This is a genomic window from Streptosporangium nondiastaticum, assembly GCF_003011965.1.
In the GTDB taxonomy this organism is placed as follows: domain Bacteria; phylum Actinomycetota; class Actinomycetes; order Streptomycetales; family Streptomycetaceae; genus Streptomyces; species Streptomyces nondiastaticus.
The window spans coordinates 18,884-37,172 of the sequence record NZ_PXWG01000003.1 but is presented as its reverse complement, the minus strand read 5'-3'; the positions used below and the strand labels follow the sequence as shown (position 1 = coordinate 37,172).

15 protein-coding genes and 1 riboswitch are annotated in these 18,289 nt (G+C 74.1%); of the genes, 9 read left to right on the top strand and 6 right to left on the bottom strand.

What is annotated here, in order from left to right; all coding sequences use genetic code 11:
• Window positions 1-111: 111 nt before the first annotated feature.
• The 3 genes from B7P34_RS02720 to B7P34_RS02710 are packed head-to-tail and all read right to left on the bottom strand — an operon-like array spanning window position 112 to window position 3,670.
• The gene (locus B7P34_RS02720) at window positions 112-1,635 is read right to left on the bottom strand and encodes a precorrin-2 C(20)-methyltransferase (protein WP_223267426.1); all 1,524 of its coding nucleotides are present in this window, start codon (window positions 1,633-1,635) and stop codon (window positions 112-114) included.
• Entirely contained in the window at window positions 1,632-2,282 is a 651-nt protein-coding gene (locus B7P34_RS02715; protein WP_106674133.1) for a precorrin-8X methylmutase, read from the bottom strand. The genes B7P34_RS02720 and B7P34_RS02715 overlap by 4 nt, the downstream gene beginning before the upstream one ends.
• Window positions 2,279-3,670, bottom strand: coding sequence for a precorrin-3B synthase (locus B7P34_RS02710; RefSeq protein WP_223267425.1), 1,392 nt, complete (start codon window positions 3,668-3,670; stop codon window positions 2,279-2,281). The genes B7P34_RS02715 and B7P34_RS02710 overlap by 4 nt, the downstream gene beginning before the upstream one ends.
• 160 nt (window positions 3,671-3,830) lie before the next feature.
• Window positions 3,831-3,904: riboswitch (cobalamin riboswitch) on the top strand.
• A gap of 112 nt (window positions 3,905-4,016) precedes the next feature.
• On the opposite strand from B7P34_RS02710, the gene cobN reads away from it, so the two are divergent.
• The 5 genes from cobN (at window position 4,017) to B7P34_RS02685 (ending at window position 10,796) form a co-directional block, all read left to right on the top strand.
• Window positions 4,017-7,688 (top strand): cobaltochelatase subunit CobN, encoded by a 3,672-nt coding sequence (cobN, locus tag B7P34_RS02705; protein ID WP_106674131.1) that lies wholly within the window; start codon window positions 4,017-4,019, stop codon window positions 7,686-7,688.
• 10 nt (window positions 7,689-7,698) lie between these two features.
• A complete protein-coding gene (locus B7P34_RS02700; RefSeq protein ID WP_106674130.1) occupies window positions 7,699-8,409 on the top strand; it encodes a Crp/Fnr family transcriptional regulator in 711 nt (236 codons plus the stop codon).
• 125 nt (window positions 8,410-8,534) lie between these two features.
• Window positions 8,535-8,744, top strand: coding sequence for a hypothetical protein (locus tag B7P34_RS02695; RefSeq protein WP_106674129.1), 210 nt, complete (start codon window positions 8,535-8,537; stop codon window positions 8,742-8,744).
• Window positions 8,745-8,754: 10 nt separating this feature from the next.
• Entirely contained in the window at window positions 8,755-10,026 is a 1,272-nt protein-coding gene (locus tag B7P34_RS02690; protein WP_106674128.1) for a VWA domain-containing protein, read from the top strand.
• On the top strand, window positions 10,026-10,796 hold the full coding sequence (locus B7P34_RS02685) for a hypothetical protein (protein ID WP_106674127.1): 771 nt from the start codon (window positions 10,026-10,028) through the stop codon (window positions 10,794-10,796). Before B7P34_RS02690 ends, B7P34_RS02685 begins: the two co-directional genes overlap by 1 nt.
• Before the next feature lie 40 nt (window positions 10,797-10,836).
• Here B7P34_RS02685 and B7P34_RS02680 read toward each other — a convergent pair whose 3' ends face one another.
• A complete protein-coding gene (locus tag B7P34_RS02680; protein ID WP_106674126.1) occupies window positions 10,837-11,772 on the bottom strand; it encodes a trypsin-like serine peptidase in 936 nt (311 codons plus the stop codon).
• A gap of 408 nt (window positions 11,773-12,180) precedes the next feature.
• Between B7P34_RS02680 and B7P34_RS02675 the strand changes: the two genes are divergently transcribed.
• The 4 genes from B7P34_RS02675 (at window position 12,181) to B7P34_RS02660 (ending at window position 15,932) form a co-directional block, all read left to right on the top strand.
• Window positions 12,181-12,663 (top strand): helix-turn-helix domain-containing protein, encoded by a 483-nt coding sequence (locus B7P34_RS02675; protein ID WP_106674125.1) that lies wholly within the window; start codon window positions 12,181-12,183, stop codon window positions 12,661-12,663.
• On the top strand, window positions 12,660-13,316 hold the full coding sequence (locus B7P34_RS02670) for a hypothetical protein (RefSeq protein WP_106674124.1): 657 nt from the start codon (window positions 12,660-12,662) through the stop codon (window positions 13,314-13,316). Before B7P34_RS02675 ends, B7P34_RS02670 begins: the two co-directional genes overlap by 4 nt.
• Window positions 13,309-14,520, top strand: coding sequence for an MAB_1171c family putative transporter (locus B7P34_RS02665; protein ID WP_106674123.1), 1,212 nt, complete (start codon window positions 13,309-13,311; stop codon window positions 14,518-14,520). The genes B7P34_RS02670 and B7P34_RS02665 overlap by 8 nt, the downstream gene beginning before the upstream one ends.
• 200 nt (window positions 14,521-14,720) lie before the next feature.
• Window positions 14,721-15,932 (top strand): cytochrome P450 family protein, encoded by a 1,212-nt coding sequence (locus B7P34_RS02660; protein ID WP_106674122.1) that lies wholly within the window; start codon window positions 14,721-14,723, stop codon window positions 15,930-15,932.
• Window positions 15,933-16,065: 133 nt separating this feature from the next.
• On the opposite strand, the gene B7P34_RS02655 is transcribed toward B7P34_RS02660, so the two are convergent.
• Entirely contained in the window at window positions 16,066-16,665 is a 600-nt protein-coding gene (locus B7P34_RS02655) for a hypothetical protein (RefSeq protein ID WP_106674121.1), read from the bottom strand.
• Window positions 16,666-16,676: 11 nt separating this feature from the next.
• The gene (locus B7P34_RS02650) at window positions 16,677-18,251 is read right to left on the bottom strand and encodes an APC family permease (RefSeq protein WP_106674120.1); all 1,575 of its coding nucleotides are present in this window, start codon (window positions 18,249-18,251) and stop codon (window positions 16,677-16,679) included.
• Window positions 18,252-18,289: the final 38 nt, after the last annotated feature.

Here is an 18,289-nt window from a genome sequence, read left to right as displayed (position 1 = left end):
CTGCCGCGGTGAGGCCGCATCCAAGCTGCGGGCCCCGCAGGGCATTCCGCCGCGACGGCGAGCAACCGTCGCGCACCGGCCCGGCGGTGCCGGCCCGCCGTCACGCGTGCGTCACGCCTCCGGATACCGTCGCGGCGTCCAGACGATCCTCTCCGGGGAGCCGTCCGCCGTGCGGGTCGCCACCTGCGTCTGTGTCGAGCCGACGAGGAGGATCGTGCGCATGTCGACCTCCGCGGGGTCGAGTTCGCCGAGGGGGACGATGCGGACGGACTCCGACGGGCCGCCCACGTCGCGGGCGACGACCACCGGCGTGTCCGGGGCGCGGAACTCCAGGAGCAGTTCGCGGGCCTTGCCGACCTGCCAGACGCGGCTGCGGGAGCCGGGGTTGTACAGGGCCAGGACCAGGTCCGCGGAGGCGGCGGAGCGCAGCCGCTCGGCGATGACCTCCCACGGCTTGAGCCGGTCGGAGAGGGAGACGACCGCGTAGTCGTGGCCCAGCGGGGCGCCCGCGCGGGAGGCGGCCGCGTGGGCGGCCGTCATGCCGGGCACCACCCGGACCGGGATGTCGAGGTAGGGACCTTCGGAGGCCACTTCCAGGACCGCCGTGGCCATGGCGAAGACGCCGGGGTCGCCGGAGGAGACGACGGCGACGCGCCGCCCCTGCCGCGCCAGGTCCAGCGCGAACTCGGCCCGCTCGGACTCGACCTTGTTGTCGGAGGCGTGGCGGCGCTGGCCGGGGCGGGCCGGCACCCGGTCCACGTACGTGCTGTAGCCGACGACGTCCTGCGCGGCCGCGAGCTCGCCGCGCGCCTCGGGCGTGAGCCACAGCGGGCCGGCCGGGCCGAGGCCGACGACCACGACCTCGCCGCGCCCGGCGCGCGGCTCGGCGTCCACGCGGCTGGGCAGGACGGCGACCGAGAAGTACGGCACCGACGAGGGGTCCACGTCGGCGAGCCGCCCCGTGCGCTCGCCGCTCATCGTCGCGCGCTCGACGTACCGGGCGTCGTCCAGCCGTCCGGACCGCTCCAGCGCGCCCCGGACGGCGGGGAACGTGCGCCCGAGCTTCATCACCACGGCCGAGTCCGTGGCCGCGAGCCGCGCCGTGAGCTCCTCCTCGGGCAGCGTGCCCGGCAGGATCGTCAGGACCTCCTCGCCCTCGACGAGGGGCTCGCCGAGGCGGGCCGACGCCGCGCTGAACGACGTGACGCCCGGCACGACCTCCGTCGGATAGCGGTGGGCGAGGCGCTTGTGCATGTGCTGGTACGAGCTGTAGAAGAGCGGGTCGCCCTCGGCGAGGACGGCGACCGTGCGCCCGGCGTCCAGGTGCGCGGCGAGCCGCGCCGCGGCCTCCTCGTAGAACTCCTCCATGGCGCCCCGGTAGCCGCCGGGGTGGTCCGTGGTCCCGGTGGTGACCGGGTAGACCAGGCGCTCCTCGATGTGGCCGGGCCGCAGGTGGCGTTCGGCGATGGAGCGCGCGATGGAGCGGCCGTGCCGGGCGCTGTGGTACGCGACGACGTCCGCCGCCGCGATGACCTCGACGGCCCGTACGGTCATCAGCGACGGGTCGCCGGGGCCGAGCCCCACCCCGTACAGCCGGCCCGTCGTCGTCTGCGGATGCGGATGCTGCTCGCTCACTCTTCCTCGCTCGCTATCGCGTTGATCGCGGCCGCGGCCATGGCACTGCCGCCGCGCCGCCCCCGCACCACCAGGTACTCCAGCCCCAGCGGGCTGCCGGCCAGGGCGTCCTTGGACTCGGCGGCGCCTATGAAGCCGACCGGGATGCCGAGCACGGCGGCCGGCCGGGGCGCGCCCTCGGCCACCATCTCCAGCAGCCGGAAGAGCGCGGTGGGCGCGTTGCCGACCGCCACGACGGCGCCGTCCAGCTTGTCGCGCCACAGCTCCAGGGCCGCGGCGCTGCGGGTCGTGCCCATGCGCTGCGCCAGCTCGGGCACCGCCGGGTCGGCGAGGGTGCACAGCACCTCGTTGTCCGCGGGCAGGCGCTTGCGGGTGACGCCGCTGGCGACCATGTTCGCGTCGCACAGGACCGGCGCCCCGGCGAGGAGCGCGGCGCGCGCCTTCGCGACGACGCCGGGGGAGTAGGCGAGGTCCTTGACGAGGTCCGTCATCCCGCAGGCGTGGATCATGCGCACCGCGACCCGGCCGACGTCGGGCGGCAGCCCGCCGAGGTCCGCCTCGGCGCGGATGGTGGCGAAGGACTGGCGGTAGATGGACGCGCCGTCCTTGTCGTAGTCGAACACTGTGGCCTCGTTGTCCTCGTTCATGTCGTGGTACGTGCCGCCGCCACCGCGCCGGCGAGTCCTGCCGTCGTCACTGTCCGGGGCCCGGCGCCCTGCCGGCCGCCGCTCTCGTCCCGCACCGTCACCCGGTAGCCGTCGCCCGTCGCCAGGACGTCGACCCACGGGCCGCCCCCGGGGTGCCCGCAGCGCCGCTCGCACCCGGACCAGTAGACCGGGAGCGCCGTCGCACCAGCAGCCTGCCCGCTCGCGAGGCAGGCCGCCGCGTCCGCCCGCACGTCGGCGAGGGACTTGGCGCATCCGGGCCGCCCGGCGCACGCGCCCGCGCGGTGCCAGGCGGATTCCGCGGAGGTGACGAACCCGCTGTCCGCGAGGTCCGCCAGCAGGCGGGGGGCCTCCTCCGCGGGGAAGCCGGGGAGGACGAGGCCGCGCCAGGGGGTGACCCGGATCGTCTGCTCCCCCTCCTTGGTGGCCATGCGGACGGCGAGCCGCCATTGAGCGGCGGTCAGCCGGCCCAGGGGTGCCGTCACGGACAGGGCGCTGGTGCCGTCGGGGCCGGTGACGACGCCCGGTACGGGCGGTTCGCCGAGAGGGAGCCGGAGGCCGGGCAGCGGAGTGGAGGCGATGCCCGCCTCCGTGAGCCGCTCCGCGAGCCGCGCGGCGGTCGGCCGCGCTCCGGGCGCCAGCTCTCGTACGCGCCACGCCGTGCTGCCGGAGGCCTCCCGCACCGCCAGGAACTCGGCCGCCGCCAGGACGGCCGCGCGCGGGGCGTCCGCGGCGGCGACGCGCAGGCCGGGCCCGGTGGTGCCGAAGCACAGGCCGGCCCGCCCGGCGCCGCTTGCGATCAATGTCACATCGGGCCGCAGGGCCACGATGTCGCCCCGCCCGTCATCCAGTCCGAAGAGGAACCTTCCGGAGAGGTCCGTGAGGGCCTCGGCGCCGTCGTCGGCGCAGAGCAGTCCGTCCAGTTCACGGGCCCATGCCTGGACATCGGCCGGCGCCCTCTCCGAACCCGAAGCGGAATCAGGAGAAAAGCCGTCCAGGCCGCACAGCGGCGAGGCCGCCACATTGCGGATCCGGTCGTGCCGGTCCGACGGCAGCAGGCCGCGCAGCCGCAGCCGCTCGGCGAGCAGGCCGCCGCAATCGGCGGGCAGACCCCGCAGCTGGACGTTGCCGCGCGAGGTCAGATCGAGGTGCCCGTCGCCCAGGGTCTCCGCCAGGCCGGCCAGCAAGCTCGCCTGACGGGACGTCAAAACACCGCCGGGCAGCCGGATCCGGGCCAGCGTCCCGTCGTCCGCGGCGTGCAGCCGCAGCGCGCCGGGGCAGGCGTCGCCCCGCTCGCGGACGGGCCCCGCGGAGGGCGTGCCGGCAGTGGCGGCGGCCCGGTCCGGGGGAGGTGCGGGGGTGGTGGACATGGCCGCGAGCATACCGACGCCCCTGCCCGGCGCACGGCCGCCTGCCGCACGCCCCGGACACTCCCGCACCGCCGCCTGCCTGGGCTTTACTATGCTCCACGGTGGAACAGCGCTCGCTCCGCGAGCGCCGCTCCGCCAAACGCCAGCGACGGCGACAGGGGAGGAAGCCGGTGAGACTCCGGCACGGTCCCGCCACTGTGAGCCCGGCCCTCGCGCCGGGCGAGTCAGGAACTCCCGCCGTCCTCCAACCGCCCGGGGCGCGGACCCCGAGGAAGGCTTGCCGCCGCATGCGCACATTCCGGTGCCGGGCATCCCGGGCGACCCACGATGCCCTGGGGAGCGCCGCGTGATCCTTCTCCTGTCGACGTCCGACACCGACCTGCTCAGCGCCCGCGCGGCTGCTGCTCACGGGGGCCCGGTCACGTACCGGCTCGCCAACCCGGCCCGGCTCGCCCTCGACGACCTCCCGGAGCTCCTGGAGGGCACCGACCTCGTCGTCGTCCGCCTCCTCGGCGGCATCCGCGCCTGGCAGGAGGGCCTGGACCTGCTGCTCGCCGGCGACCGCCCCGTGGTCGTGCTGACCGGCGAACAGGCGCCCGACGCCCAGCTGATGGAGGCGTCCACCGTCCCCGTCGGCATCGCCGCCGAGGCCCACGCCTACCTCGCCCACGGCGGCCCGGCCAACCTCGAACAGCTGGCCCGCTTCCTCTCCGACACCGTGCTCCTCACCGGCCACGGCTTCGAGCCCCCGGCCGCCGCCCCCGCCTGGGGCGAGCTGGACCGCACCCCCCGGCCCGGCGCGAGCGGCCCGCTCGTCGCGGTGCTCTACTACCGCGCCCACCACATGAGCGGCAACACCGCGTTCGTCGAGGCCCTGTGCGGCGCGATCGAGGACGCCGGGGGCCGTGCCCTGCCGCTGTACGTGGCCTCGCTGCGGGCCCCCGAGCCCGAGCTGATCGACGCCCTGCGCGGCGCCGACGCCGTCGTCACCACCGTGCTCGCCGCGGGTGGCACCAAGCCCGCCGAGGCCTCCGCCGGCGGCGACGACGAGTCCTGGGACGCCGGCGCGCTGGCCGCCCTCGACGTGCCGATCCTGCAGGCCCTGTGCCTGACCGGCCCGCGCAGCGCCTGGGAGGAGAACGACGAGGGCCTCTCGCCGCTCGACGCCGCCACCCAGGTCGCCGTGCCCGAGTTCGACGGCCGCATCATCACCGTCCCGTTCTCCTTCAAGGAGGTCGACGAGGACGGCCTGCCCGCCTACGTCGCCGACCCCGAGCGCGCCGCCCGCGTCGCCGGCATCGCCGTCCGCCACGCCCGGCTGCGCCACGTCCCCGCCGCCGAGAAGCGGATCGCGCTCGTCCTCTCCGCGTACCCCACCAAGCACTCCCGCATCGGTAACGCCGTCGGCCTCGACACCCCCGCCAGCGCCGTCGCGCTCCTGCGCCGACTGCGCGAAGAGGGCTACGACTTCGGCGACGAAGCCGTGCCCGGCCTGGAGTCCGGCGACGGCGACGAGCTCATCTACGCCCTCATCGAGGCCGGCGGCCACGACCAGGACTGGCTCACCGAGGAGCAGCTCGCCCGCAACCCCGTCCGCATCCCGGCCGCCGACTACAAGCGCTGGTACGCACGGCTGCCGCAGGAGCTGCGCGAGTCCGTCGAGGAGCACTGGGGCCCGGCGCCCGGCGAGATGTTCCTCGACCGCAGCCGCAACCCCGAGGGCGACATCGTCCTGGCCGCCCTGCGCCGCGGCAACCTGCTGATCCTCATCCAGCCGCCGCGCGGCTTCGGCGAGAACCCCATCGCCATCTACCACGACCCCGACCTGCCGCCCTCGCACCACTACCTCGCCGCGTACCGCTGGATCGCGGCCGCCCGCGAGGACGGCGGCTTCGGCGCCGACGCCATGGTGCACCTCGGCAAGCACGGCAACCTGGAGTGGCTGCCCGGCAAGAACGCCGGCCTGTCCGCCGCCTGCGGCCCCGACGCCGCGCTCGGCGACCTCCCGCTCGTCTACCCCTTCCTCGTCAACGACCCGGGCGAGGGCACGCAGGCCAAGCGCCGCGCCCACGCCACGCTCGTCGACCACCTCGTGCCGCCGATGGCCCGTGCCGAGTCGTACGGCGACATCACGCGCCTCGAACAGCTCCTCGACGAGTACGCGCAGATCTCCGCGATGGACCCGGCCAAGCTGCCGGCGATCCGCGCCCAGATCTGGACCCTCATCCAGGCCGCCAGGCTCGACCACGACCTCGGCATGGACGAGCGCCCGGACGACGACGGCTTCGACGACTTCCTGCTGCACGTCGACGGCTGGCTGTGCGAGGTCAAGGACGCGCAGATCCGCGACGGCCTGCACGTCCTGGGCTCCGCCCCGGTGGGCGCCGATCGCGTGAACCTGGTCCTGGCGATTCTGCGAGCCCGTCAGATCTGGGGCGGCAAAACGGCGCTGCCGGGCCTGCGAGAGGCCCTCGGCCTGGACGAGTCGGCCGCGACGCGGATGACGGCGGACCGGGCGGAAGCCGAGGCCCGCGCTTTGGTGGAGGCCATGGAAGCGGCCGGCTGGGACCCGGCAGCCGTCTCGGCCACTGTGGGCAATCGTCCCGCGGGGCGGGACGGGTGGGCACAGCCCCTGGTGCGGGGCACCGACATGGCTGTCCCCGACCCCGTCGAGGCCGTCCTGGACTTCGCGGCACGCGAAGTGGTCCCCCGCCTCGCGGGGACGACGAGCGAGCTTGACAACGCCGTGAAGGCCCTGGCCGGCCGCTTCGTCCCCGCCGGCCCGTCCGGCTCGCCGCTCCGCGGTCTCGTCAACGTCCTCCCGACCGGCCGCAACTTCTACTCCGTCGACCCCAAGGCCGTCCCCAGCCGCCTCGCGTGGGAGACCGGCCAGGCCCTCGCGGACTCCCTCCTGGAGCGCTACCGCACGGACAACGGCGAGTGGCCGCAGTCGGTCGGTCTGTCCCTGTGGGGCACGAGCGCGATGCGCACGGCGGGCGACGACGTGGCGGAGGCCCTCGCCCTGCTGGGCGTCCGCCCCGTGTGGGACGAGGCGTCGCGCCGCGTGACGGGCCTGGAGGCCGTCTCCCCGGAGGAGCTCGGCCGCCCCCGCATCGACGTCACCCTCCGCATCAGCGGCTTCTTCCGCGACGCCTTCCCGCACGTGATCGGCCTCCTGGACGACGCGGTCCGGCTCGTGGCCTCCCTGGACGAGGCCCCGGAGGGCAACTACGTCCGCGCCCACGCCCAGGCCGACCTCGCCGCGCACGGCGACGAGCGCCGCGCCACCACCCGCATCTTCGGCTCCCGCCCGGGCACGTACGGCGCCGGCCTGCTCCAGCTGATCGACAGCCGCGACTGGCGCACCGACGCCGACCTCGCCGAGGTCTACACGGTCTGGGGCGGCTACGCCTACGGCCGCGGCCTCGAAGGCCGCCCGGCCCGCGAGGAGATGGAGACGGCGTACAAGCGCATCGCGGTCGCGGCCAAGAACACGGACACCCGCGAGCACGACATCGCCGACTCCGACGACTACTTCCAGTACCACGGCGGCATGGTCGCCACGGTCAAGGCGCTGCGGGGCAGGGCCCCGGAGGCGTACATCGGCGACTCCACCCGCCCCGAGACGATCCGCACCCGCACCCTCGTCGAGGAGACCTCCCGCGTCTTCCGCGCCCGCGTGGTCAACCCGCGCTGGATCGAGGCCATGCGCCGCCACGGCTACAAGGGCGCGTTCGAACTCGCCGCCACGGTGGACTACTTGTTCGGCTACGACGCCACGACCGGCGTCGTCGCGGACTGGATGTACGACAAGCTCGCCCAGACCTACGTGCTGGACCCGGAGAACCGCGCCTTCCTGCAGGAGGCCAACCCCTGGGCCCTGCACGGCATCTCCGAGCGCCTCCTGGAGGCGGAGAGCCGCGGCATGTGGGCCAAGCCCGACGCGGAGACGCTCGAAGCGCTGCGGCAGGTCTTCCTGGAGACCGAGGGATCCCTGGAGGAGGGGACGGAGGGCTAGGGTCTGCCCCATGGGCGGACGGTCGTACGCGGCGGAGGAACCGCCCGGGCATGCCCTGGGCGTGACCCTCGCCGGCCTGATCGGCGCCCCCTTGTGGGGGGCGCTGCTCGCGGAGGGCCGCAGGCGCGCGCACCGCGCCGGGGACGTGCTGCTGCGGCAGGGCGACCCCGGCACGCACGCGCTCGCCCTGGCCTGCGGGGTCGTCAAGGTGACCTACGCGGAGCGGGACGGCACGGTGCGCGTGCTGGCGTTCCGCGGCGCGGGCGACGTGGTCGGCGAAGCCGCGGTCGCCCGGAGCGGTGCGGCCCGGCTGGCCACGGTCGAGGCCATCTCCGCCTGCGAGGTCGCCGTGGTGGAGAAGGACCGCTTCCGGCGGTTCGTCGAGCGGCACGGGCTGTCGCCGGTCCTGCACGAGCACGCCCTCATCCGGCTCGGGGAGTCCGACCGCGCGCGGGCCGGCCGCGGCGGCTCCTGCGAGCGGGTCGCGCAGGCGCTGCTCGCGCTCGTGGCCGCCATGGGCGGGGACACCGCCGGTCCCGGCGTCGAACTGGCCGTCACCAGGTCCGAGCTCGCCCAGTACTTGGGCGTTTCCCGCAACACCGTCAGCGCCCGGCTGCGCGAGATCGGCGACGGCGTCGTCGGCGCGGGACGCGGGTGCGTCGTCGTCCACGACCTGGCCGGGCTGCGCGCGTTCGCCCGCAGCGGTCCCCGGAACGTGTGACGCGCGCCACTCGTGCTGTGCACGCGCGGTGCACTCCTTCCCGGCCGCAGCGCCGAGCCTTGACCGTACCGGTGCCCCCGCGCGGGGGGAGGGGGCACCGGCCGGACCGAGGGGCGGAGGGCCCGATGACCGACCACACCTGCTGCTGCCGGCACGCCGGCTGCGCCTGTACGAAGCCGCCCGCGCGCAGCGGGCGCGGCGGAGGCTGGACCGCGCTCGCCGTCGCCGCCCTCCTCGGCTGGGGGCTGCTGAACGGCGGTCAGGAGCACGGCGATCCGCACGGTGAGCCGGTGCGGCGGCCGTCCCCAGGAATCTCGGCCTCCGGCGGTCAGTAGGATCGTTTGGATGATCATCAGAAAACGGCTGGCAGCGGGCGCGTGCGCCCTCCTCGCCGCCCTGGCCGGGGGGATCGCGCCGGCGAACGCCGCCGACGGCCCCCCGAAGGACTCCCCGAAGGTCGAGCTGGTGCTGGACGTCAGCGGCTCGATGCGCGCCCAGGACGTGGACGGCGGCACCCGCACCCGCATGGCGGCCGCACAGCAGGCGTTCAACGAGGTCATCGACGCGGTCCCGGAAGGCGTGCGGCTCGGCATCCGCACCCTCGGCGCCGACTACGGCGGTGACAACAAGGAGCTCGGCTGCCGCGACAGCAAGCAGCTCTACCCCGTCGGCCGCGTCGACCGCACCGAGGCCAAGACCCGCGTCGCGACGCTGCGGCCCACCGGCTGGACCCCCATCGGCTACGCCCTGCGCGGCGCCGACCAGGACCTCGGCACGGACGGCGGCACCCGCCGCATCGTCCTCATCACCGACGGCGAGGACTCCTGCGGCCAGCCGGACCCGTGCGACGTGGCCCGCGAACTCGCGGCCAAGGGCACGCACCTGACGATCGACACCCTGGGCCTGGCCCAGGACGACAAGACGCGCGAGCAGCTCAGCTGCATCGCCGAGGCCACCGGCGGCACGTACAGCACCGTGCGGCACACCAAGGAGCTGTCCGGCCGGATCAAGCAGCTCGTGCGCCGGTCCGAGACGCCCGTCGAGACCCCGAAGCCCGTCCAGGGCACGGACTCCTGCGCCAAGGCCCCCGAGCTCGGCGCCGGCCTGTGGACCGACCGCGAGACGTTCTCCGAGCACCGCTGGTACCGCGTCAAGGTGAAGCCGGGCCAGGAGCTGCGCACGTCGGTGAGCATCGGCGCGGACCGCGCCGTCGACCGTGACTACGGCGTGCTGGTGCGCGCCGTGAGCGAAGGCGGGCAAGAGCTCGTCCGCGGCGCCGAGGCGGGCAGCGGGCGGACGGACGTCGTCTCGTCCGGCCTGCGCTACGCCAACGGCCAGTCCGGCGACGAGGACGAGAAGGGCAAGGAGCCGCGGACCGTCTGCCTGGAGGTCTCCAGCTCCTTCTCGGCCCCCGCGAACGTCAAGCGCGACCCGGGCCTGCCCGTCGAGCTGGCCGTGGACCTCGCCGACGCCCCGGACGACCCCTCCGACCTGGCCGCCTTCGGCCTCGGCCGGGGCTGGGTGCTGCTGGGCGTCCTGGCCCTGACCGGGCTGATCACAGGGCTGGTGTGGGGCTGGGTCTCCCGCTGGCGCGTCACGGTGTGGAGGGCGAACTGATGAGGCTTCCCCTGAGGGCCCCCGCGGCCCGCGCGGCCGCGGCCGGACTGCTCGCCGCCGCCGCACTGTTCACCTCGGCCGGCGCCGCCGCTGCCGCCTCCCCGAGCCCGAGCGCCTCCGCCGCCGAGGACAGCGCGCCCACGGAGGCCGGCACGGGCTTCCGCACGGCCACCGTCCTCAAGCAGGGCCAGAAGGCCACGGCCGACGCCTCCACCGGCGACTACCTCTACTGGCAGTTCCCGGCCGGCGCCGGGCAGCAGCCGCAGGTGAAGGCCACCGTGAACCTGCCGGAGGCGTCCGCCCGGCACGGTGCCGCCGTCTGGCAGATCGACGTCTACGACGGGCTGCGCCGCCGCCAGGCCTGCGCCTCCGGCGAGCCCACGCAGCGGGCCTCCGAGCGGGACGCCTCGGTGACCCTGACCTGCACGCTGCGGACCGTCCGCCCGTGGGCCGAGCGCTGGGCGAACGACCCGCTGCCCGGCGCGTACTACATCCGCCTCACGCTGACCGAGGGCCCCGACCGGGACCACGGCCTGCCCGTGAAGGCGGAGGTCGAGGCGACGGCGAAGGACGCGGGCGGCGCCCGCGCCGAGGGCGGCGAGGTGGCACCGCTGCACGCCGCCGCCGTCGGGGAGCCCGAGGACGGCTGGAACGGCAGCTGGTGGTCGGACCGCTGGGCGTGGACCGTCGGCGGCGCCGTCCTCGGCGCGCTCGCGGCCATCGGCGGCTACGTGCTGACCCGCCACCCGCGGCGCCCCGCACGGCAGTAGCAGCCCCGCGCGGCCGGTGGGCGGGGCTACGGCGCCCCGCTCACCGGCCCGCGGGCCGGTCGCCGTCCACGGCGTCCAGGTACAGCTCCAGCAGATCGGTCGTGAAGTACGAGCTGTACGAGATGTCCGGGGTGTCGCCCCCGGTGTGGTAGCCCCCGATCACCCCGATGACCTCGTACCCGTACTCCCCGCGGACGAGGAACGGCCCGCCCGACGTGCCGCCGACGTAGCCCGCGCAGGCGATCTCCAGGAAGTCGCCCGGGGCGTTCGGGTCCGTGCTGGTGTAGCGGTGCGTCGAGGAGGAGCAGTCCAGCGGCTTGGGGTACTTGGCGTCGCTGCTGCCCGGATAGCCGATCAGCCGCACGTCGCGGTGCGCGTACCCCGGGCGGATCCCGAGCCCGAAGCCGCCGACGACGTCCTGCACGTTCTCGCCGTCGTCGCGCTGCCCGAGCCGCAGCACCGTGTAGTCCCAGCGCGCGCCGCGGTCCGTCCCCAGGTCGTAGTAGCGCTGGTCGATGTGGATCTCCTCCACGGGGAAGACGCCGTGGGGCTTGAGCCCGTCGTGGTACTGGGGCACGAACGTCAGCCGCTTCTTGGGGTCCGGCGAGCGCAGGCAGTGGGCCGCGCTCACGGCCAGGTCCCGGTGCGGGCTGCGGACGACCGTGCCGCCGCAGAAGCGGCCGGTGTTGGTCCCGTCGGTCCAGAAGAACGTGCCCACCTGCGGCAGCCCGTCGAACGGATGGCTGGGCGGCACGTCACCGGCGTGCGCCCGGCCCGCGCCTCCCGCGCGCTGCCCGGCCGGCAGGGCGGCCGCCATGCGCTCCGGTGTCCAGTACGCGTCGGCCTCGGCCGCGGCGCGCCGCAAAGGCCCGCCGGCGGCGGCCGCGCCGGTGCCGGACGCGGCGGCGACCAGCAGCCCCGACAGCAGGGCGGCGGCCAGGCCGTGCAGGGTGCGGGGTCTGTGAGGTCTGGGCATGGTCGGATACCTCCTCGTGGCGAGCGTGTCATCGTCCTACGGGCGGGACCGGGGTGAAAGGCCAGGACGCGACAGGATTCACGAGGACGTGGGACACCCGGAGCGGGCCGGCAAGTGTGCCTCCCCCCGGCGGAATTCGCCCGCCGGGCGGGCCCGCCCCCGAGGATCCGGCGGAATTCCTGCGGCGGTCCGAGCGCTTTCCCACGGGGAAGCGGAACGCCCGCGCCCCGGAATGACCCGGTCGTTCATCGCTCCATCAACTCGTGGTTAAGTCCGTCACCGAGCTGAAACCAAGGGGGGACTAGTGCTACAGGCCTAGGCCGTGACAGGATGCGTCTCGCAGTCACCCCCCGGCTTAACTGGCCGTGAGGTGAGCGGGGGAACGTCGGCCGGTGAGGACGGGAGCATATGGCAGCGGGGGGCGACAGGGCAGCAGGCGACGCGCGCAGCACGCTCGCGGCGCGGCTCAACTACCTGTTCGCGAACATGCACCCGCCCGGTGCGCCCTACACCAACAGCCACGTCGCCGACGAGATCACCAACGGCGACGAGTACGGCGAGACCGGCCTCACCGAGCAGTATCTGTCGATGCTGCGCAACGGCCGCCGCGCCAACCCCAGCCCGGACGTGCTGCGCGCCCTGGCCAAGTTCTTCGCGGTGCCCGTCGGCTATCTGATGGGCGACCTGACGGCCTCGCAGGCCGAGCGCGTGGAGGAGGAGGTCCGCTTCCTCGTCGCCATGCGCGACCAGCGGGTGCGGGCCATCGCCCTGCGCTCGGTCGGCCTGCCGCCCGAGGTGCAGGACAGCCTGACCACCATCATCAGCCAGTTCCGGCAGCAGATGAACCTTCCGTCCGACCCGCCCGACGCGGGTGGTGAGGGGCGCCCGTGACCGTCACGGATGACCGGCTCTTCACGTACTGGCGGCGTACCGAGGACGAGGACGGTGCAGGCATGCGAGTGGGGCGCATACGGCGCCGGTGCAAGCAGCTCATCCAGGAGCTCGCGCTGCCCGCGTCCACCGACCTGCAGGGCCTGTGCGACGTCGTCGCGCGCCGCGTCGGCCGCCCGATCCGCCTGGTCCCCATGAGCCTCGACGGCGTCGTCTCCGGCATGACCGCGACCACCGACGACGCGTACTGGGTCATCTACGAGCAGAAGACGTCCCCCTGGCACCAGGTCCACATCGTGCTGCACGAGATCGGCCACCTGCTCCTCGGCCACGACCAGGACCCGGCCGTCACCGAGGACGCCCTCAAGGTGTGGACCCCCTCGGTCGACGTGGCGACCGCCATGCGCCGCATGGGCCTGACCGCGGGCCTCGCCCGCCACCACTGCTACGACAACCTCACCGAGCGCGAGACCGAGATCCTCGGCACCCTCCTCATGGAGAAGGTCGTGCCCCCGCCGCCCGGCCAGGACGCCCGCCTGGAGGGCGAGGCCGCCGAGCTGGCGGCCTCCCTCGGCCCCGCCCTGCAGCACGTCCGGCGCGCCATCAGGGAGCACGGCGGAGCCGGCGCGAGCAGCGGAGGCGACGTTGTTTGACGCCCTCTACCTGACCTTCAGCGCGATCACCTGGGCCATCGTCGGCTACAAGACCCGCGCGTGGTTCCGCGACCGCGGCAACGTCGACCTGGGCCTCACCGCCCTGATGACCGCCGGCGTTCCGGTCGTCTTCCTGTTCTCCGCGCCGAGCGTCTACCGCGCGTTCGACCGGCTGACCGGCGTCGCCAACCTGGCCATGGTCTTCCTCTACTCGGCCGTGGTCCTGTTCGCCTCCGGCGCCACGATCCTGCTGCTGCGCTGGACCAGCCGCGGCGACGCCGCGGCCCGCGCCCGGGCCGCCACGCGCGCCCGGGTCGCCGTGGCCGTCGTGACCACCGCCTGGGCCGCGGCCGTCGTGTGCTTCGCCGTCGGCCGCCCCGACGCCGTGGAGCACCCCCGCGACTTCAGCACCGCCTACGCCGACGCGCCCGGAGTCGTCGCCTTCCTGGTGCTGTATCTGGCCATTTTCGGCACGAGCCTCGCCGGCCTCGGCGCCCTCTGCCCGCGCTACGCGACCCAGCTCGGCCCGGGCTGGCTCGCCAAGGGCCTGCGGACGCTCGCCGCGGGCTGCTGGCTCGGTCTGTTCTACTGCCTGTGCAAGCTCGCCGGCTTCGTGCTGAGCTGGGCGGGCCACGACGCCTACTGGCTGTCCAACGGCGTCGCCCCGATGAGCGCCTCGGTGGCCGCCCTGCTGGTCCTGCTCGGCTTCTCGCTGCCCGCCGCGGGTCCCCGGGCCGCCGCGTGGCGCCGGCTCCGCCGGCTGCAGCCGCTCTGGCAGGACGTCACCGCGCACGCCCCCGAGGTCACCCTCACCGGGCACGGCCTGACGGGCCGCTGGCCCTTCGCCGACCTGGAGTGGCGGGCGAACCGGCAGATGGCGGAGATCCGCGACATCCAGCGCGGCATCCGCCGCCACGTCGAGCCCGCCGTCCTGGACATCGCCCGCCGCAAGGCGACCGGCGCCGCGCTCGAACCGCGCCGGCTCGCCGCGGTCGTGGAGGCCGCGGCCCTCCGGCGCGGCCTGCAGAACCAGGTCACCGGGCACGTGCCCGCACCGCACGCCGACAGCGTCGTCATCACCGTCAGCGCCGATCCGGCCGAGGAGCACGAGCACCTGGCCCTCGTCGCGGACGTCTACCACGACCCGGTGGTCGACGCGGTCCTCGAAGAACTACGGGAGATGAGCGCGGCACGCCGTCCCTGACGGCGTGCGGCCCATGGACGAGGCGGCCCTGGACGGGGGTCAAGGCCGCCTGCGCCACAGGCCGGCGCCGGGTCCGTCACCACGACGGTCCCGGCGCCGCCCGTGCGCGTCCGCCTCCGGCGGGATCCGGCGAAGGGCCGCGCCCGACGCGGCACCCGTTCCCCGACCCCTCATCGGCCGATCTTCTAGAGTCGGGTCCCATGCCCAACCCCACCCCTTCCGCGCCCTTCGACGTCAGCGCGCTCATCAACGACCCGTACGGCACCTACGCCAGACTGCGCGAGGCCGGCCCGGTCCACCGCTTCACCGGCCCCGACGGCCGGCCCGCCTGGCTGGTGACCCGCTACGAGGACGTCCGCCGGGCGCTCGCCGACCCGCGGATGTCGCTGGACAAGGCCAACGCCGCCCCCGGCAACTACGCCGGATTCGCACTGCCTCCGGCGCTCGACGCCAACCTGCTCAACATGGATCCCCCGGACCACACCCGCATCCGCCGCCTCGTCGTCAAGGCCTTCACCCCCGGCCGCGTGGACAAACTCCGCGAACCGGTGCGCAAGGTCGCCGACGAACTCCTCGACGCGGTCGAGGCCGAGGGCCGTACGGACCTGCTGGCGTCCTACGCGGGCCCGCTGCCCATCACCGTCATATGCGACCTGCTGGGCGTGCCGCAGGACCAGCGGCGGGACTTCCGGGCGTGGACCGATGTGCTCATCGCCCCCGACCCGTCCCGGCCGGAGCTGATGAAGGAAGCCATCGGCAGCTTGATGCGCTTCTTCACCGGGCTCATCGCGAGCAAGCGCGCCGCCCCCGGCGACGACCTGCTCTCCGACCTCATCGCGGTCCGCGACGGCGACGGGGGCGAGGGGGAGGACCGGCTCTCCGAGGACGAGCTGTCCTCGCTCGCCTTCCTGATCCTCTTCGCGGGCTACGAGAACACCGTCCACCTGATCGCCAACGCCGTGCTGGGGCTGCTGGACCGCCCGGCCTTGATGGAGTCTTTGCGAGCGAATCCGGCCGGACTCGCAGCGGCCGTCGAGGAGTTCATGCGGTGGGACGGGCCCTCGCCGCTCGCGATCCGCAGGTTTCCGCTGGAGAACGTGGAGATCGGCGGGGTGACCGTACCGGCCGGGGAGACCGTCCTGCTGTCCATCGCCGCCGCCAATCGTGACCCTCATCACTTTCCCGAGCCGGATCGGCTGGATCTGAACCGTGATCGTTCCGGTCATCTCGCGCTGGGTCACGGGATCCATTACTGCCTCGGCGCCCCGCTGGCCAGGATGGAGACGGAAACCGCGCTGGCAGCGCTGCTGGAGCGGTTCCCGGGGCTCGCGCTCGACGTGGCGCGGAAGGAGCTGGCGTGGCGGCCCTCGGTGCGGGCACGTGGCCTGATTTCGCTCCCTGTCCGCTGGTAGCCGGCAAGGCCGAACAGGTTTTTGGTGCATGACCCATCCTTGATGAGGTAGAACTGTCTTCGAGCCCGCCCGGTGTGCATCCCCCGTCGCACCGGGCGGGCCGTCGACTCCCTCGAGGGGATCTCCGGGCGCGTCAGCCCGTGGCCGCGGGGAACTTCAGCAGGGCCACCGCCGCCAGCATCTGTATGCTCACCGCCGCCACGGCCTTGTGCGTGGGCAGGTGGTGCTGACCGCGGATCAGCAGCGTGGCGAAGGCGTAGCCGAAGGCCGAGGTGATCCAGGCGGCCGCCCGCACGGGGAAGGAGTCCCCGGGCAGGCACGCGTCGAGGGCGAGCCGCGGCAGGTCCGTCGCCCAGAACACCACGACGAACAGGGTGACCGTCGGGCCGAACTTGCCGTTGCCGCCGAGCCGGCGCGCGATCGCCTGCGTGGCGATGCCCAGCAGCAGGCTCGCGAGGACGAGGACCGCGTCGGCTATCGCCATGGCCTCCAGGGCGAACGCGGGGCCCACCCGCCACCCCTCCCAGAAGGAGTCCCGGCCCATCGTGCCCAGCACCCCGCAGAGCACGCAGAGGAACGCCGCCGCCCCCCACACGCTCCGGTCCCGCGCCTCGTCCAGGATCTCGACCGGGCGGAACCACAGCCCGAAGAAGAGGCGGTGCCAGTACAGCCTGCGGCGTGCGGCAGGTGTGCGTGGGGCGGGAGGTGAGTGCGGGGAGGCAGAAACAGGCATGAATGCAAGTATCACCGCTCGGCGGGGACTCCGGTGCCGGGGTCCGCGTCGGGGTCGGCGCCGGGACCGGCGTCCGGACCGGTGCCGCCCTCGGCGTCCGGGCGGGGATCGGGCACCGAGCCCGCCCCCGCGCCCGGGTCCGTGTCGGGGTCGGCGCCGTGCAGGTACTCCTCGCTGATCTCCCGCGGCCCGAACGGCCACACCTTCTCGTAGCGCGCCCACAGCAGGAACGCCACGCAGCCGGCACCGACCCAGGCCAGGGACCATTCGATGGGGTGCCGGCCGGGCGAATTCCGGTCCGCGTAGCCGTAGATGACGAGCCAGCCGACGAGCGCGACCACGCTCGGCAGCGGGTAGAGCCACATCCGGTACGGGCGCCGCAGCCCGGGCTGGCGCCGCCGCAGCACCGTGACGGCCGCGATCTGACCGAGCGCCTGGACGAGCACCATGACCGTCAGCAGCAGCTGGATGAGCGTCGCCAGATCCGTGTGACGCCCTATCAGGAACGCCACGCAGCCGATGCCGCCCATGGACAGCAGGCCCAGCACGGGGAAGCGGTGGCGCGGGTGCAGGACGGCGAAGGGCCGGAAGAACACCCTCTCCCGGGCCGCGTTGTACGGGATCCGGGAGGCCCCGAGCAGGCCCGTGAAGACCGAGGCGAGGGCCGTGACGAGGACCAGCACGGTGACGGCGTCCGCCGCGCCCTTGCCCCACGTCGTCTCCATCACCGCCGAGGCGATGGACGAGGACGCGGGGTTCTCGGGGTCGAGCATGTCCTCCCAGTCGACCACGCCCAGCGTGCCGATCTGCAGCAGCAGGTAGATGGCCATGATGCCGAGGACGGAGTAGATGATGGAGCGCGGGATGTTGCGCCCGGGGTCCTTGATCTCGGCGCCCATGTACGCGGTCGTGTTGTAGCCGCCGTAGTCGTAGATGCCGATGGTCAGGCCCGCCGCGAAGCCGATCCAGAAGTGACTCGACGTCAGCTCGAAGGCGCCGGACGGGTAGGTGAAGGCCAGGTCCGGGCTGAAGTGGGTGTAGGCGGCGGCGATCACCAGGAGGACGGAGGCGATCATCACGCACCACAGCACGGCGGTGATCCGCGCCAGGTTCTCCACCCGCCCCCACAGCGCCGCGACGACGAGGGCGATGAGCCCCAGGCCCGTCAGGTCGCCCTGCGTCTGCGTCATGCCGGGCCAGAGGTACGTGAGGTACTGCACGAAGCCGATGACGCCCGTCGACAGGGCCACCGGGAAGTAGAGCATCATCGTCCAGACGAACAGGAACGGCATCAGCTTTCCCGTGCGGTACTGGAAGGCCTGGCGCAGATAGACGTAGCTGCCGCCCGCGCCGGGCAGCGAGGCGCCGAGCTCGGCCCAGATCAGCCCGTCGGCCAGGGCCAGCACGGCGCCCGCGACGAACCCGATGACGGCGTGCGGGCCGCCGAACGCCGCGACCATCAGGGGGATGGTGACGAAGGGGCCTATGCCGCACATCTGGCTCATGTTGATGGCGGTGGCCTGGAACAGGCCGATCCGGCGCACGAAGCCGACCTGATCCGTCGGCGGTCTTCCCGTACCTGCCATGGCGGTCAGCCCCTTCTCGTGCCGGATGGGGTCCGGCT

Coding starts and splice junctions, on each gene's coding strand:
- B7P34_RS02715 (WP_106674133.1), bottom strand. CDS start 2,282: ATGAACGAGGACAACGAGGCCACAGTGTTCGACTACGACAAGGACGGC.
- B7P34_RS02710 (WP_223267425.1), bottom strand. CDS start 3,670: ATGTCCACCACCCCCGCACCTCCCCCGGACCGGGCCGCCGCCACTGCC.
- B7P34_RS02700 (WP_106674130.1), top strand. CDS start 7,699: ATGGGCGGACGGTCGTACGCGGCGGAGGAACCGCCCGGGCATGCCCTG.
- B7P34_RS02695 (WP_106674129.1), top strand. CDS start 8,535: ATGACCGACCACACCTGCTGCTGCCGGCACGCCGGCTGCGCCTGTACG.
- B7P34_RS02690 (WP_106674128.1), top strand. CDS start 8,755: ATGATCATCAGAAAACGGCTGGCAGCGGGCGCGTGCGCCCTCCTCGCC.
- B7P34_RS02685 (WP_106674127.1), top strand. CDS start 10,026: ATGAGGCTTCCCCTGAGGGCCCCCGCGGCCCGCGCGGCCGCGGCCGGA.
- B7P34_RS02680 (WP_106674126.1), bottom strand. CDS start 11,772: ATGCCCAGACCTCACAGACCCCGCACCCTGCACGGCCTGGCCGCCGCC.
- B7P34_RS02675 (WP_106674125.1), top strand. CDS start 12,181: ATGGCAGCGGGGGGCGACAGGGCAGCAGGCGACGCGCGCAGCACGCTC.
- B7P34_RS02660 (WP_106674122.1), top strand. CDS start 14,721: ATGCCCAACCCCACCCCTTCCGCGCCCTTCGACGTCAGCGCGCTCATC.
- B7P34_RS02655 (WP_106674121.1), bottom strand. CDS start 16,665: ATGCCTGTTTCTGCCTCCCCGCACTCACCTCCCGCCCCACGCACACCT.
- B7P34_RS02650 (WP_106674120.1), bottom strand. CDS start 18,251: ATGGCAGGTACGGGAAGACCGCCGACGGATCAGGTCGGCTTCGTGCGC.